The sequence below is a fragment of the Streptomyces pratensis genome (genome assembly GCF_016804005.1).
Taxonomy (GTDB): domain Bacteria; phylum Actinomycetota; class Actinomycetes; order Streptomycetales; family Streptomycetaceae; genus Streptomyces; species Streptomyces pratensis_A.
Genome location: NZ_CP051486.1, coordinates 1,905,950 through 1,921,895 on the forward strand (window position 1 = coordinate 1,905,950; position 15,946 = coordinate 1,921,895).

The 15,946-nt window shown below is 64.1% G+C and carries 9 protein-coding genes, 1 tRNA gene and 3 rRNA genes; 11 read left to right on the plus strand and 2 right to left on the minus strand.

Going from position 1 to position 15,946, the window contains the following annotated elements:
* Positions 1-244: 244 nt before the first annotated feature.
* From HED23_RS08510 to HED23_RS08525, 4 genes are read left to right on the plus strand one after another with little or no spacing between them, the layout of a single operon-like run.
* On the plus strand, positions 245-2,458 hold the full coding sequence (locus tag HED23_RS08510; protein ID WP_203187405.1) for a polyribonucleotide nucleotidyltransferase: 2,214 nt from the start codon (positions 245-247) through the stop codon (positions 2,456-2,458).
* Positions 2,455-3,834: a M16 family metallopeptidase gene (locus HED23_RS08515; protein WP_203182798.1), complete on the plus strand. Its 1,380-nt coding sequence runs from the start codon at positions 2,455-2,457 to the stop codon at positions 3,832-3,834. The genes HED23_RS08510 and HED23_RS08515 overlap by 4 nt, the downstream gene beginning before the upstream one ends.
* Positions 3,835-3,858: 24 nt before the next feature.
* Positions 3,859-4,611 (plus strand): 4-hydroxy-tetrahydrodipicolinate reductase, encoded by a 753-nt coding sequence (gene dapB, locus HED23_RS08520; RefSeq protein ID WP_203182799.1) that lies wholly within the window; start codon positions 3,859-3,861, stop codon positions 4,609-4,611.
* 14 nt (positions 4,612-4,625) lie between these two features.
* Positions 4,626-5,078: a tetratricopeptide repeat protein gene (locus HED23_RS08525; RefSeq protein WP_203182800.1), complete on the plus strand. Its 453-nt coding sequence runs from the start codon at positions 4,626-4,628 to the stop codon at positions 5,076-5,078.
* Positions 5,079-5,122: 44 nt separating this feature from the next.
* On the opposite strand, the gene HED23_RS08530 is transcribed toward HED23_RS08525, so the two are convergent.
* Complete coding sequence (locus HED23_RS08530) at positions 5,123-5,674, minus strand: hypothetical protein (protein WP_203182801.1); 552 nt, start codon at positions 5,672-5,674, stop codon at positions 5,123-5,125.
* A 93-nt stretch (positions 5,675-5,767) separates the two neighbouring features.
* A complete protein-coding gene (locus HED23_RS08535) occupies positions 5,768-6,007 on the minus strand; it encodes a hypothetical protein (protein ID WP_203182802.1) in 240 nt (79 codons plus the stop codon).
* 174 nt (positions 6,008-6,181) lie between these two features.
* Between HED23_RS08535 and thyX the strand changes: the two genes are divergently transcribed.
* The 7 genes from thyX to HED23_RS08570 all read left to right on the plus strand — a co-directional run bounded on the left by thyX (position 6,182) and on the right by HED23_RS08570 (position 15,869).
* A complete protein-coding gene (thyX, locus tag HED23_RS08540; protein WP_203182803.1) occupies positions 6,182-6,919 on the plus strand; it encodes an FAD-dependent thymidylate synthase in 738 nt (245 codons plus the stop codon).
* 151 nt (positions 6,920-7,070) lie between these two features.
* Positions 7,071-7,970, plus strand: a complete 900-nt coding sequence (dapA, locus tag HED23_RS08545; protein ID WP_203182804.1) for a 4-hydroxy-tetrahydrodipicolinate synthase — start codon at positions 7,071-7,073, stop codon at positions 7,968-7,970.
* Positions 7,971-8,100: 130 nt separating this feature from the next.
* The gene (locus tag HED23_RS08550; RefSeq protein WP_203182805.1) at positions 8,101-9,786 is read left to right on the plus strand and encodes a ribonuclease J; all 1,686 of its coding nucleotides are present in this window, start codon (positions 8,101-8,103) and stop codon (positions 9,784-9,786) included.
* A 634-nt stretch (positions 9,787-10,420) separates the two neighbouring features.
* Positions 10,421-11,946 (plus strand): 16S ribosomal RNA (locus HED23_RS08555).
* Between the two features lie 303 nt (positions 11,947-12,249).
* Positions 12,250-15,374, plus strand: a 23S ribosomal RNA gene (locus tag HED23_RS08560).
* 79 nt (positions 15,375-15,453) lie between these two features.
* Positions 15,454-15,570: ribosomal RNA gene (gene rrf / locus HED23_RS08565) — 5S ribosomal RNA — on the plus strand.
* The 16S, 23S and 5S rRNA genes sit together here with 1 tRNA gene alongside, the layout of an rRNA operon.
* 226 nt (positions 15,571-15,796) lie before the next feature.
* Positions 15,797-15,869: transfer RNA gene (locus HED23_RS08570), tRNA-Thr, on the plus strand.
* Positions 15,870-15,946: the final 77 nt, after the last annotated feature.

Below are 15,946 nucleotides of genomic sequence, written 5' to 3' on the forward strand. Positions count from 1 at the left end.
GGTTCCAGGGGGCCGCTCCCTTTGCTGTACGTGCGTGAACCGGGTCCGGCTCAGTAACCTGGACGTACGACAACGGAACGAGGAGAGGCGCCCCACGGCCGCCGCCGGTCCTCGGTAGTGGCCCCCGGGGCAACGCCCGGGAGCTTCGATCGAAGACCGGCCCGCACACACGGTGCGCTTCTCCGCACCGTCCTCCGCCACACGGGCGGCAGGACGAAAGACGACGAGTATGGAGAAATCACTAGTGGAGAACGAGACCCACTACGCCGAAGCCGTGATCGACAACGGTACTTTCGGCACCCGCACCATCCGCTTCGAGACGGGCCGCCTGGCCAAGCAGGCCGCAGGCTCCGCCGTCGCATACCTGGACGACGACACCATGGTGCTGTCGGCCACGACCGCTTCCAAGCGGCCCAAGGACCAGCTCGACTTCTTCCCCCTCACGGTGGACGTCGAGGAGCGGCAGTACGCGGCCGGCAAGATCCCCGGCTCCTTCTTCCGTCGTGAGGGCCGGCCCTCCGAGGACGCGATCCTCACCTGCCGCCTGATCGACCGCCCGCTGCGCCCCTCCTTCAAGAAGGGCCTGCGCAACGAGATCCAGATCGTCGAGACGATCATGGCGCTCAACCCCGACCACCTGTACGACGTGGTCGCGATCAACGCCGCCTCCGCTTCCACGATCCTGGCGGGCCTGCCCTTCTCCGGCCCGATCGGCGCCACCCGCGTCGCCCTGATCAAGGGCCAGTGGGTCGCCTTCCCGACGCACACCGAGCTCGAGGACGCCGTCTTCGACATGGTCGTCGCCGGTCGCGTCCTCGAGGACGGCGACGTCGCGATCATGATGGTCGAGGCCGAGGCCACCGAGAAGACCATCCAGCTCGTCAAGGACGGCGCCGAGGCCCCGACCGAAGAGGTCGTCGCCGCCGGTCTCGAGGCCGCGAAGCCCTTCATCAAGGCGCTCTGCAAGGCCCAGTCCGACCTCGCCGCCAAGGCTGCCAAGCCCACCGGCGAGTTCCCGGTCTTCCTCGACTACCAGGACGACGTCCTGGAGGCGCTCGGCAAGGCCGTCAGCACCGAGCTGGCCAAGGCGCTCACCATCGCCGGCAAGCAGGAGCGCGAGGCGGAGCTGGACCGCATCAAGGAGATCGCGGGCGAGAAGCTCCTCCCGGCCTTCGAGGGCCGCGAGAAGGAGATCTCCGGTGCGTACCGCGCGCTGACCAAGAAGCTGGTCCGCGAGCGCGTCATCAAGGACAAGGTCCGCATCGACGGCCGTGGCGTCACGGACATCCGTACGCTCGCCGCCGAGGTCGAGGCCATCCCGCGCGTGCACGGCTCGGCGCTGTTCGAGCGTGGCGAGACCCAGATCCTGGGCGTCACCACCCTCAACATGCTCCGCATGGAGCAGCAGCTGGACACCCTCTCCCCGGTGACCCGCAAGCGCTACATGCACAACTACAACTTCCCGCCGTACTCCGTCGGTGAGACCGGCCGCGTGGGCTCGCCCAAGCGCCGCGAGATCGGCCACGGCGCGCTCGCCGAGCGCGCCATCGTGCCGGTGCTGCCGTCGCGCGAGGAGTTCCCCTACGCGATCCGCCAGGTCTCCGAGGCGCTGGGCTCCAACGGCTCGACGTCCATGGGCTCGGTCTGCGCCTCCACCATGTCCCTGCTGAACGCCGGTGTGCCCCTCAAGGCCGCCGTCGCCGGTATCGCCATGGGCCTGATCTCGCAGGAGATCGACGGCAAGACCCACTACGTCGCCCTCACCGACATCCTCGGTGCGGAGGACGCCTTCGGTGACATGGACTTCAAGGTCGCCGGTACGAAGCAGTTCGTGACCGCGCTCCAGCTCGACACCAAGCTCGACGGCATCCCCGCCTCGGTCCTGGCCGCCGCGCTGAAGCAGGCCCGTGACGCCCGTCTGCACATCCTGGACGTCATGAACGAGGCCATCGACGTCCCGGACGAGATGTCCCCGAACGCCCCGCGGATCATCACCGTCAAGATCCCGGTGGACAAGATCGGTGAGGTCATCGGCCCCAAGGGCAAGATGATCAACCAGATCCAGGAGGACACCGGCGCCGACATCACGATCGAGGACGACGGCACCATCTACATCGGTGCCCAGCAGGGCTCGCAGGCCGAGGCCGCCCGCGCCACGATCAACGCCATCGCCAACCCGACCATGCCGGAGGTCGGCGAGCGCTACCTGGGTACGGTCGTCAAGACCACCACCTTCGGTGCGTTCGTCTCCCTGATGCCCGGCAAGGACGGTCTGCTGCACATCTCGCAGATCCGCAAGCTCGCCGGTGGCAAGCGTGTGGAGAACGTCGAGGACGTGCTCGGCGTCGGCGCCAAGGTCCAGGTCGAGATCGCGGAGATCGACTCCCGCGGCAAGCTCTCCCTCATCCCCGTGATCGAGGGCGAAGAGGACGAGAAGAAGGACGACACCGACAAGTGACGTCCCGTAGTTCCGTGACGACGGCCCGCCCCTCCTCGGAGGGGCGGGCCGTCGCCCGTACCCAAACGCTTCTCAAGGGCAGCAACGGCATCGGCACGGTCCGCCGTACGGTCCTCCCCGGCGGCCTCCGGGTCGTCACGGAGACCCTGCCCTCCGTCCGCTCCGCCACCTTCGGGATCTGGGCCAACGTCGGTTCGCGTGACGAGACGCCCACCCTGAACGGCGCGACGCACTACCTCGAACACCTCCTCTTCAAGGGCACGGCCAAGCGCAGCGCCCTCGACATCTCGTCCGCGATCGACGCGGTCGGCGGCGAGATGAACGCCTTCACGGCGAAGGAGTACACCTGCTACTACGCGCGGGTCCTGGACACCGACCTCCCGCTGGCCATCGATGTCGTCTGCGACATGCTGACCGGCTCGCTGATCGCCCCCGAGGACGTGGACGCCGAGCGCGGCGTCATCCTCGAGGAGATCGCGATGACGGAGGACGACCCGGGCGACTGCGTGCACGATCTGTTCGCGCACACCATGCTCGGTGACACCCCGCTGGGCCGCCCGGTCCTCGGCACCGTCGACACCATCAACGCGCTGAACCGCGGCCAGATCGCCCGCTTCTACAAGAAGCACTACGACCCCACGCACCTGGTCGTCGCCGCCGCGGGCAACGTCGACCACGCCACGGTCGTGCGCCAGGTCCGCAAGGCCTTCGAGCGCGCCGGCGCCCTCACCCGCACCGACGCCGTGCCCACGGCGCCGCGCGAGGGCTCCCGCACCTTGCGCGCCGCCGGCAAGGTCGAGCTCCTCAACCGCAAGACCGAGCAGGCCCATGTCGTCCTCGGCATGCCCGGCCTGGCCAGGACCGACGAGCGCCGCTGGGCACTCGGAGTCCTGAACACAGCCCTCGGCGGCGGCATGAGCTCACGGCTCTTCCAGGAGGTACGGGAGAAGCGCGGCCTCGCCTACAGCGTGTACTCGTACACCTCGGGTTTCGCCGACTGCGGGCTCTTCGGCGTCTACGCGGGCTGCCGTCCCAGCCAGGTGCACGACGTCCTCAAGATCTGCCGGGACGAGCTCGACCGCGTGGCGACGGACGGCCTAGGCGACGAGGAGATCGGCCGTGCCGTCGGCCAGCTCGCCGGTTCCACCGTCCTCGGCCTGGAGGACACGGGCGCGCTCATGAACCGCATCGGAAAGAGCGAGCTCTGCTGGGGCGAACAGATGTCCGTCGATGACATGCTGGCCAAGATCGCGGCGGTCACTCCCGACGAGGTCCGTGCCGTGGCGGCCGACGTCCTCGGACAGCGGCCCTCGCTCTCGGTCATCGGCCCGCTGAAGGACAAGCAGGCCGACCGCCTCCAGGAAGCGGTCTCCTAACCACCCCGTAAGGAAAAAGAACACATGAGCAAGCTGCGCGTGGCCGTTCTCGGCGCCAAGGGACGCATCGGTTCCGAAGCGGTACGAGCCGTGGAGGCCGCCGACGACATGGAACTGGTGGCCGCACTCGGCCGGGGCGACAAGCTGGAGACCCTCACGGAGACCGGCGCCCAGGCCGTCGTCGAGCTGACCACACCCGCGTCCGTGATGGAGAACCTCGACTTCTGCGTCCGGCACGGTATCCACGCGGTCGTCGGCACCACCGGCTGGACCGACGAACGGCTCGCGCAGCTGAACACCTGGCTCTCCGGCTCGCCGGAGACCGGTGTGCTCATCGCACCGAACTTCTCAATCGGCGCGGTCCTCACGATGCGGTTCGCACAGCAGGCGGCCCGCTACTTCGAGTCCGTCGAGGTCATCGAGCTCCACCACCCGAACAAGGCGGACGCCCCCTCGGGCACCGCCACCCGCACCGCCCAGCTCATCGCGGCGGCCCGCGAGAAGGCCGGAGTGGCGCCGCAGCCCGACGCCACGACCACGGCGCTGGACGGAGCCCGCGGCGCCGACGTCGACGGCGTACCGGTCCACTCGGTCCGGCTCCGCGGCCTCCTCGCCCACCAGGAGGTCCTGCTGGGCGGCGAGGGCGAGACCCTCACCCTGCGCCATGACTCGCTGCACCACAGCAGCTTCATGCCGGGCATCCTTCTCGGCACCCGCCGCGTGGTGACCACTCCCGGCCTCACCTTCGGCCTGGAAAACTTCCTCGACCTGAACTGACTGGGCCCAACCCCATGCGCGCAAAGCTCACCTACGCCGTCACCGCTGCCGTCCTGGTCTTCTACTTCGTCCTGGCCGGCAGCCGGGGCGTCCTGCTCATCAGGCACGGCACACTGCTCACGGTCACCTTCGGCGTGGCCGTGCTGATCCTGCCGGTGATCGGCGTCTGGTTCCTCTGGAAGAACACCCAGTTCGTGCGGCGGGCGAACGCCCTGGCCGCCGAACTGGACACAGAGGGCGGCCTCCCCGTCGACGAGCTGGTGCGGACCCCCTCCGGGCGTATCGACCGGGACTCCGCGGACGCCGTGTTCGTTCGGCGCCGCGAGGAGACCGAGGACAGCCCGGACGACTGGCGCTGCTGGTTCCGGCTGGCGGTCGCCTACCAGGACGCGAGGGACACCCCGCGCGCCCGAAAGGCGATGCAGCGCGCCATCGCCCTGCACAAGGACAAGCCGGTACGCGCCTGAGCGGCGCCGTACCGGCTTGTCGTGGTGCGCTGAACCGTCCGGCGTCAGCCGGTCCGGTATTCGTCGTCCCAGGCCTCGATCGTGTCCGTGGCACGCTCGAACGCCTCGGCGCGGGCCAGGAAGTCCGCGTTGTGGTCGGTGACCAGCGGGGCAAGCGTCTCGCCGCTCCTGCGCACCACGATCAGGGCCTGTCCCTGGACGGTGCGCGGGAAACCGAGCCACTTCACCGGCTGCTGCACCGTGCGGACCGCCGCGGCGTCCTTCCACCGCACGGTGGTCGTACGGAAGAAGCCCACCCGGCGTACGCCGTGCCGGCTGACCCAGGCACCGACCCGCAGCAGGCGCAACGCGCCCGAGATCCCCACGGCGGCGATCACGAAACACGCCGTGGCACCGGACAACGATCCGGCGAACGTGATGATCATCGCGGCGAGCAGCATGAAGGACGCCAGCAGCAGCAGAGTGGCTGCCGCAGCGACCCGCCACGGGCCGGGGCGGTAGGGCCGCCGCCAGCTGTCGTGGTCGTCGAACGGCAGCGCGATGTCCTCCGCGTCCGCGTCGAATGCGCGGTCGGCCGTCAGGAAGGGCAGGGGCACGACTGATCCTCACTCACAAGCACGCTCGATTGCTGTGCCCGGTGAGGCTACCGAGCAGCCCCCCGGCCGACCACCCCAGGGGGCCCGTACGGGTCAGCGGCGCTGGGAAGCCTCGGACGTCTGACTGTGGGAAGGCGTCCGGTCGGTGTCGAGAGCGGGCAGGCCGAAGAGCAGCGAGCCGGCGAAGCCGGCGATCAGCGTCAGCCCTACGAGGGATCGACTCGCCAGCTGGGAACGGCTCGCGCGCTGGCGGGGAGGCGGAGTGACATTACTGCGGAACCGGTCGGCCTCGGCAACGAACGAGAACGGGACGGATTCACGCCGGCGGAACATGAGGAAACTCTCCTTGAACTCTGTGACGGGTGCTGCTAATGAGTCAGACGTACGAGAGGCCGGATCGGTGCCCCGAATCGCCGAACCCGCCAAAATTTCCCGCTGACGGAGGCCGTCTCCGAGGCCCGTAGAGTGGACGCCGCCCGAGCGAAGCAATTGGAAGGACCCCCGCCGGTGAGCGACACCCCCGAGCCCACGAAGGCCCACTTCCGCAGCGATGTCACCGTTGACCTGGTGAAATCGGCAGCCAGCGACTCCGACGTGCTGTTCGCAGCCCGTGTGTCCACGGCCGGGGAGCAGTCCCTGGAAGAGGTCACGAAGGACCCCGAGCGCTCCAAGGGGCTCATCAACTTCCTGATGCGGGACCGGCACGGCAGCCCGTTCGAGCACAACTCGATGACCTTCTTCATCAGCGCCCCGATCTTCGTGTTCCGCGAGTTCATGCGGCACCGCGTGGGCTGGTCCTACAACGAGGAATCGGGCCGCTACAGGGAGCTCGAGCCGGTCTTCTACGTCCCGGGGGAGTCCCGCAAGCTCATCCAGCAGGGCCGCCCCGGCAAGTACGAGTTCGTCGAGGGAACCCCGGAGCAGCACGAGGTCACGAGCCGCGCCATGGAGGACTCGTACCGCCAGGCGTACGACGCCTACCAGGAGATGCTCGCCGCCGGAGTCGCCCGTGAGGTCGCCCGCGCCGTGCTCCCCGTCGGCCTGTTCTCCACGATGTACGCCACCTGCAACGCACGGTCGCTGATGCACTTCCTCGGCCTGCGGACGCAGCACGAGCTGGCCAAGGCGCCGTCCTTCCCGCAGCGCGAGATCGAGATGGTCGGCGAGCAGATGGAACAGCACTGGCAGAACCTGATGCCCCTCACTCATGCCGCCTTCAACAAAAACGGACGGGTAGCCCCGTAGGCGGTGTCCGTATTGCGACGTTTAGTGAAGTTCATCTAGGCTGATCAAACGGACCCGGCACTGCTTGAACCCCCGAGCAGGCAGTGCCGGGCTCCTCTTCCTCGTCCCCCGAGGGAGCGCGGCGCTCCGAGCAACGAGTAGCGTGTTACCCATGGCTCCGATCTCCACTCCGCAGACCCCCTTCGGGCGGGTCCTCACCGCTATGGTCACGCCCTTCACGGCGGACGGCGCACTCGACCTCGACGGCGCCCAGCGGCTCGCCGCCCACCTCGTGGACGCAGGCAATGACGGCCTGGTCGTCAACGGCACCACGGGTGAGTCACCGACCACCAGCGACGCGGAGAAAGACCAGCTCGTAAGGGCTGTACTGGAAGCCGTAGGAGACCGGGCCCACGTCGTCGCCGGAGTCGGCACCAACGACACCCGGCACAGCATCGAGCTCGCCCGCACCGCCGAGCGCAGCGGTGCCCACGGCCTGCTCGCGGTCACTCCGTACTACAACAAGCCTCCGCAGGAGGGCCTCCTCCGGCACTTCAACGCCATCGCGGACTCCACCGGACTCCCGGTGATGCTGTACGACATTCCCGGCCGCAGCGGTGTGCCGATCGACACAGAGACACTCGTGCGCCTGGCCGAGCACCCCAGGATCGTCGCCAACAAGGACGCCAAGGGGGACCTGGGCCGCTCCAGCTGGGCCATCGCCGAGTCCGGCCTCGCCTGGTACTCCGGTGACGACATGCTCAACCTCCCGCTGCTGTCGGTCGGCGCCGTCGGTTTCGTCTCCGTCGTCGGCCATGTCGTCACCCCGGAGCTGCGCGCCCTCGTCGAGGCGCACCTCGGCGGTGACGTGCAGAAGGCCACGGAGATCCACCAGAAGCTGCTCCCGGTCTTCACCGGGATGTTCCGCACCCAGGGCGTCATCACCACCAAGGCGGCGCTCACCCTGCAGGGCCTGCCCGCCGGTCCGCTGCGCCTCCCCCTGGTGGAACTCACCGCACAGGAGACGGCCCAGCTCAAGATCGATCTGGCTGCCGGTGGGGTACAGCTCTAACCACGGACTTCACAACTGAATACGCGAGGACACTCGCGGCGGAAACACCACCTGACAACAGCAAGTGCACGAATGACATGCGCGCCACGTGCCCTCAGCGGTACGTGGCGCGCGTGGTAAGGAGAGTCTTTTGAGTCATCCGCATCCTGAACTCGGTACCCCGCCGAAGCTCCCCAAGGGCGGCCTGCGGGTCACCCCACTGGGCGGCCTGGGCGAAATCGGCCGCAACATGACGGTCTTCGAGTACGGCGGCCGCCTGCTCATCGTCGACTGCGGTGTGCTCTTCCCCGAGGAGGAGCAGCCCGGCATCGACCTGATCCTCCCGGACTTCACCACCATCCGGGACCGCCTGGACGACATCGAGGGCATCGTCCTCACGCACGGCCACGAGGACCACATCGGTGGCGTCCCCTATCTGCTCCGCCTGAAGCCGGACATCCCGCTGATCGGCTCCAAGCTGACCCTCGCGCTCATCGAGGCCAAGCTCCAGGAGCACCGGATCCGTCCGTACACCCTTGAGGTGGCGGAGGGACAGCGCGAGCGCATCGGAGTGTTCGACTGCGAGTTCATCGCGGTCAACCACTCCATCCCGGACGCTCTCGCCGTGGCCATCCGCACTCCCGCAGGCCTGGCCGTCGCGACCGGTGACTTCAAGATGGACCAGCTCCCGCTGGACGGCCGCCTCACCGACCTGCACGCCTTCGCCCGGCTGAGCGAGGAAGGTATCGACCTTCTTCTCTCGGACTCGACGAACGCCGAGGTCCCCGGATTCGTTCCTCCGGAGCGGGACATCTCCAACGTCCTGCGCACGGTGTTCGCCAACGCGCAGAAGCGCATCATCGTGGCCAGCTTCGCCAGCCACGTGCACCGCATCCAGCAGATCCTGGACGCCGCCCACGAGTACGGCCGCAGGGTCGCCTTCGTCGGACGCTCCATGGTCCGCAACATGGGTATCGCGCGTGACCTGGGCTACCTGAAGGTGCCCGCAGGCCTGGTCGTCGACGTCAAGACCCTCGACGACCTGCCGGACGACGAGGTCGTGCTGGTCTGCACGGGCTCTCAGGGCGAGCCGATGGCCGCCCTCTCCCGGATGGCCAACAGGGATCACCAGATCCGGATCGTCCCGGGTGACACGGTGATCCTGGCGTCGTCGCTCATCCCGGGCAACGAGAACGCGGTCTACCGCGTGATCAACGGCCTGACCCGCTGGGGCGCGAACGTCGTCCACAAGGGCAACGCCAAGGTCCACGTCTCGGGCCACGCATCGGCCGGCGAGCTGTTGTACTTCTACAACATCTGCAAGCCGAAGAACCTGATGCCGGTGCACGGCGAGTGGCGCCACCTCAGGGCCAACGCGGAACTCGGCGCGTTGACCGGTGTGCCCAAGGACCACATCGTCATCGCCGAGGACGGCGTGGTGGTCGACCTCGTCGACGGCAAGGCGAAGATCGTCGGCAAGGTCCAGGCCGGTTACGTGTACGTCGACGGCCTCTCGGTCGGCGACGTCACCGAAACCTCCCTCAAGGACCGCCGCATCCTCGGCGACGAGGGGATCATCTCGGTCTTCATCGTGGTCGACAGCTCGTCCGGCAAGATCGTGGGCGGGCCTCACATCCAGGCCCGCGGCTCCGGCATCGACGACTCCGCGTTCAGTGCCGTGGTGCCCAAGGTCCAGGACGCCCTCAACAAGTCGGCCCAGGACGGCGTGATGGAGCCGCACCAGCTCCAGCAGCTGGTCCGGCGCACGGTCGGCAAGTGGGTTTCGGACACCTACCGCCGGCGTCCGATGATCCTTCCGGTCGTCGTCGAGGTCTGACGAGACGGCGGCCGCAGGCCGCCAACCAGGAGCGGGGCGCCTCGATTTGCATCGAGGCGCCCCGCTCCAGTACGTTTGCCATTCCGCCTGAACGGGAAGCACCTCGCGCACTTGTGCGCCGGGAGGCCTCCGGGGGAGGCGGGAAAACCGGCTCAGAATCTCTGATAAAGTCGGATCCGCCGAAAGGCAAAGGCCACTCCGCAGGCCACTCGATTCAAATTCGGACCGGAAACGGAACGGAAAAGAGTCTGGTAAAGTCGGACTCGTCGGAAAGGGAAACGCGAAAGCGAAGAACTGGAAAGCGAAACAAGCAGTAACCCGCTTCGACCGGGAATCGGACACGAAAGAGTCTGATAGAGTCGGAAACGCAAGAACGAAGGGAAGCGCCCGGAGGGCCCCGGTGAAACGGGACCGAAGGAAGCGTCCGTTCCTTGAGAACTCAACAGCGTGCCAAAAGTCAACGCCAGATATGTTGATACCCCGGCCTGCTTCATGCAGGTTGGTGGTTCCTTTGAAAAGTCCTACCGGTCCTTCGGGTCGGGTAGGCAACAACAGCGAGGACGCTGTGAACAACCGGTCATATTCCGACCTGGTTGTTCCGCTCTCGTGTTGTGATCCCGATTACGGGAAAACATTCACGGAGAGTTTGATCCTGGCTCAGGACGAACGCTGGCGGCGTGCTTAACACATGCAAGTCGAACGATGAAGCCCTTCGGGGTGGATTAGTGGCGAACGGGTGAGTAACACGTGGGCAATCTGCCCTTCACTCTGGGACAAGCCCTGGAAACGGGGTCTAATACCGGATAACACTCTGTCCCTCATGGGACGGGGTTAAAAGCTCCGGCGGTGAAGGATGAGCCCGCGGCCTATCAGCTTGTTGGTGGGGTAATGGCCTACCAAGGCGACGACGGGTAGCCGGCCTGAGAGGGCGACCGGCCACACTGGGACTGAGACACGGCCCAGACTCCTACGGGAGGCAGCAGTGGGGAATATTGCACAATGGGCGAAAGCCTGATGCAGCGACGCCGCGTGAGGGATGACGGCCTTCGGGTTGTAAACCTCTTTCAGCAGGGAAGAAGCGAAAGTGACGGTACCTGCAGAAGAAGCGCCGGCTAACTACGTGCCAGCAGCCGCGGTAATACGTAGGGCGCAAGCGTTGTCCGGAATTATTGGGCGTAAAGAGCTCGTAGGCGGCTTGTCACGTCGGATGTGAAAGCTCGGGGCTTAACCCCGAGTCTGCATTCGATACGGGCTAGCTAGAGTGTGGTAGGGGAGATCGGAATTCCTGGTGTAGCGGTGAAATGCGCAGATATCAGGAGGAACACCGGTGGCGAAGGCGGATCTCTGGGCCATTACTGACGCTGAGGAGCGAAAGCGTGGGGAGCGAACAGGATTAGATACCCTGGTAGTCCACGCCGTAAACGTTGGGAACTAGGTGTTGGCGACATTCCACGTCGTCGGTGCCGCAGCTAACGCATTAAGTTCCCCGCCTGGGGAGTACGGCCGCAAGGCTAAAACTCAAAGGAATTGACGGGGGCCCGCACAAGCAGCGGAGCATGTGGCTTAATTCGACGCAACGCGAAGAACCTTACCAAGGCTTGACATATACCGGAAAGCATCAGAGATGGTGCCCCCCTTGTGGTCGGTATACAGGTGGTGCATGGCTGTCGTCAGCTCGTGTCGTGAGATGTTGGGTTAAGTCCCGCAACGAGCGCAACCCTTGTTCTGTGTTGCCAGCATGCCCTTCGGGGTGATGGGGACTCACAGGAGACTGCCGGGGTCAACTCGGAGGAAGGTGGGGACGACGTCAAGTCATCATGCCCCTTATGTCTTGGGCTGCACACGTGCTACAATGGCCGGTACAATGAGCTGCGATGCCGCGAGGCGGAGCGAATCTCAAAAAGCCGGTCTCAGTTCGGATTGGGGTCTGCAACTCGACCCCATGAAGTCGGAGTTGCTAGTAATCGCAGATCAGCATTGCTGCGGTGAATACGTTCCCGGGCCTTGTACACACCGCCCGTCACGTCACGAAAGTCGGTAACACCCGAAGCCGGTGGCCCAACCCCTTGTGGGAGGGAGCTGTCGAAGGTGGGACTGGCGATTGGGACGAAGTCGTAACAAGGTAGCCGTACCGGAAGGTGCGGCTGGATCACCTCCTTTCTAAGGAGCACTTCTTACCAGGTTCGCTTGGTCAGAGGCCAGTACACCGGCGAATGTTCGGTGCTGGTTGCTCATGGGTGGAACGTTGACTATTCGGCACGACAGGTTGGTCATTGCTAGTACTGCTTCGGCGTGGAACGTGGTGAGTGATCGGTCGGGTCGGGCACGCTGTTGGGTATCTGAAGGTACGGGCTCGTTGAGTCTGTTCCTTTGGTTGCCGGCCCCAGTGCACTCACCTGTAAGGGTGGGGTGATGGGTGGCTGGTCGTTGTTTGAGAACTGCACAGTGGACGCGAGCATCTGTGGCCAAGTTTTTAAGGGCGCACGGTGGATGCCTTGGCACCAGGAACCGATGAAGGACGTGGGAGGCCACGATAGTCCCCGGGGAGCTGTCAACCAAGCTTTGATCCGGGGGTTTCCGAATGGGGAAACCCGGCAGTCGTCATGGGCTGTCACCCGCTGCTGAACACATAGGCAGTGTGGAGGGAACGAGGGGAAGTGAAACATCTCAGTACCCTCAGGAAGAGAAAACAACCGTGATTCCGGGAGTAGTGGCGAGCGAAACTGGATGAGGCCAAACCGTATGCGTGTGATACCCGGCAGGGGTTGCGCATACGGGGTTGTGGGAGTTCTCTTGATCAATCTGCCGATTGGTCGGCAAGTCAGAAACCGTTGGTGTAGGCGAAGGACATGCGAAAGGTCCGGCGTAGAGGGTAAGACCCCCGTAGCTGAAACATCAACGGCTTGCTTGAGAACCACCCAAGTAGCACGGGGCCCGAGAAATCCCGTGTGAATCTGGCGGGACCACCCGCTAAGCCTAAATATTCCCTGGTGACCGATAGCGGATAGTACCGTGAGGGAATGGTGAAAAGTACCGCGGGAGCGGAGTGAAATAGTACCTGAAACCGTGTGCCTACAAGCCGTGGGAGCGTCGCTGTATGTGCTTGCACATGCAGTCGTGACTGCGTGCCTTTTGAAGAATGAGCCTGCGAGTTAGCGGTGTGTAGCGAGGTTAACCCGTGTGGGGAAGCCGTAGCGAAAGCGAGTCCGAATAGGGCGATTGAGTTGCACGCTCTAGACCCGAAGCGGAGTGATCTAGCCATGGGCAGGTTGAAGCGGAGGTAAGACTTCGTGGAGGACCGAACCCACCAGGGTTGAAAACCTGGGGGATGACCTGTGGTTAGGGGTGAAAGGCCAATCAAACTCCGTGATAGCTGGTTCTCCCCGAAATGCATTTAGGTGCAGCGTCGTGTGTTTCTTGCCGGAGGTAGAGCACTGGATAGGCGATGGGCCCTACCGGGTTACTGACCTTAGCCAAACTCCGAATGCCGGTAAGTGAGAGCGCGGCAGTGAGACTGTGGGGGATAAGCTCCATGGTCGAGAGGGAAACAGCCCAGAGCATCGACTAAGGCCCCTAAGCGTACGCTAAGTGGGAAAGGATGTGGAGTCGCAGAGACAACCAGGAGGTTGGCTTAGAAGCAGCCACCCTTGAAAGAGTGCGTAATAGCTCACTGGTCAAGTGATTCCGCGCCGACAATGTAGCGGGGCTCAAGCGTACCGCCGAAGTCGTGTCATTCATACACATATCCCCAACGGGAGTATGGATGGGTAGGGGAGCGTCGTGTGCCGGGTGAAGCAGCCGCGGAAGCGAGTTGTGGACGGTTCACGAGTGAGAATGCAGGCATGAGTAGCGATACACACGTGAGAAACGTGTGCGCCGATTGACTAAGGGTTCCTGGGTCAAGCTGATCTGCCCAGGGTAAGTCGGGACCTAAGGCGAGGCCGACAGGCGTAGTCGATGGACAACCGGTTGATATTCCGGTACCCGCTTTGAAACGCCCAATACTGAATCAGGCGATGCTAAGTCCGTGAAGCCGGCCCGATCTCTTCGGAGTTGAGGGTAGTGGTGGAGCCGACGAACCAGACTTGTACTAGGTAAGCGATGGGGTGACGCAGGAAGGTAGTCCAGCCCGGGCGGTGGTTGTCCCGGGGTAAGGGTGTAGGCCGTGTGGTAGGCAAATCCGTCACACGTTAAGGCTGAGACCTGATGCCGAGCCGATTGTGGTGAAGTGGATGATCCTATGCTGTCGAGAAAAGCCTCTAGCGAGTTTCATGGCGGCCCGTACCCTAAACCGACTCAGGTAGTCAGGTAGAGAATACCGAGGCGTTCGGGTGAACTATGGTTAAGGAACTCGGCAAAATGCCCCCGTAACTTCGGGAGAAGGGGGGCCATCACTGGTGATCCGATTTACTCGGTGAGCTGGGGGTGGCCGCAGAGACCAGCGAGAAGCGACTGTTTACTAAAAACACAGGTCCGTGCGAAGCCGTAAGGCGATGTATACGGACTGACGCCTGCCCGGTGCTGGAACGTTAAGGGGACCGGTTAGTGCACTTTCGGGTGTGCGAAGCTGAGAACTTAAGCGCCAGTAAACGGCGGTGGTAACTATAACCATCCTAAGGTAGCGAAATTCCTTGTCGGGTAAGTTCCGACCTGCACGAATGGCGTAACGACTTCTCGACTGTCTCAACCATAGGCCCGGTGAAATTGCACTACGAGTAAAGATGCTCGTTTCGCGCAGCAGGACGGAAAGACCCCGGGACCTTTACTATAGTTTGATATTGGTGTTCGGTTCGGCTTGTGTAGGATAGGTGGGAGACTTTGAAGCGGCCACGCCAGTGGTTGTGGAGTCGTCGTTGAAATACCACTCTGGTCGTGCTGGATGTCTAACCTGGGTCCGTGATCCGGATCAGGGACAGTGTCTGATGGGTAGTTTAACTGGGGCGGTTGCCTCCTAAAGAGTAACGGAGGCGCCCAAAGGTTCCCTCAGCCTGGTTGGCAATCAGGTGTTGAGTGTAAGTGCACAAGGGAGCTTGACTGTGAGACCGACGGGTCGAGCAGGGACGAAAGTCGGGACTAGTGATCCGGCAGTGGCTTGTGGAAGCGCTGTCGCTCAACGGATAAAAGGTACCCCGGGGATAACAGGCTGATCTTCCCCAAGAGTCCATATCGACGGGATGGTTTGGCACCTCGATGTCGGCTCGTCGCATCCTGGGGCTGGAGTCGGTCCCAAGGGTTGGGCTGTTCGCCCATTAAAGCGGTACGCGAGCTGGGTTTAGAACGTCGTGAGACAGTTCGGTCCCTATCCGCTGTGCGCGTAGGAATATTGAGAAGGGCTGTCCCTAGTACGAGAGGACCGGGACGGACGAACCTCTGGTGTGCCAGTTGTCCTGCCAAGGGCATGGCTGGTTGGCTACGTTCGGAAAGGATAACCGCTGAAAGCATCTAAGCGGGAAGCCTGCTTCGAGATGAGTATTCCCACCACCTTGAGTGGTTAAGGCTCCCAGTAGACGACTGGGTTGATAGGCCAGATGTGGAAGCCCGGTAACGGGTGGAGCTGACTGGTACTAATAGGCCGAGGGCTTGTCCTCAGTTGCTCGCGTCCACTGTGTTAGTTCTGAAATAACGAACGGCCGTGTTTTTCTCCGGTGTTGGTTAATTTCATAGTGTTTCGGTGGTCATTGCGTTAGGGAAACGCCCGGTTACATTCCGAACCCGGAAGCTAAGCCTTTCAGCGCCGATGGTACTGCAGGGGGGACCCTGTGGGAGAGTAGGACGCCGCCGAACAATTATTCCGGGAAAGCCCCGTGCCCTTGTGGCACGGGGCTTTTCTGCGTTTGCAGCCGGACAGGGTGCGAGCCCGGGCCGGCCGGGAGGCATGACGGCCGGGCGTTCCGACCGGGCCGATGCTCGGTCGCAGCACCTGGGCAGGGGAGGGCAGAAACCTGGATCCGTTGGTTCTGAGCACCCCCGGATTCGGGGTATGCTTTACCTCGTTGCCGCAAGGCAGCAGGCCCCAATAGCTCAGTCGGTAGAGCGTCTCCATGGTAAGGAGAAGGTCTGCGGTTCGATTCCGCATTGGGGCTCGGTAAAAAGAAAGGCTTCCGCCGGCTGGCGGGAGCCTTTCTTGCGTTCGCGGACCTCAATGGGGTGTTTCGCCCCT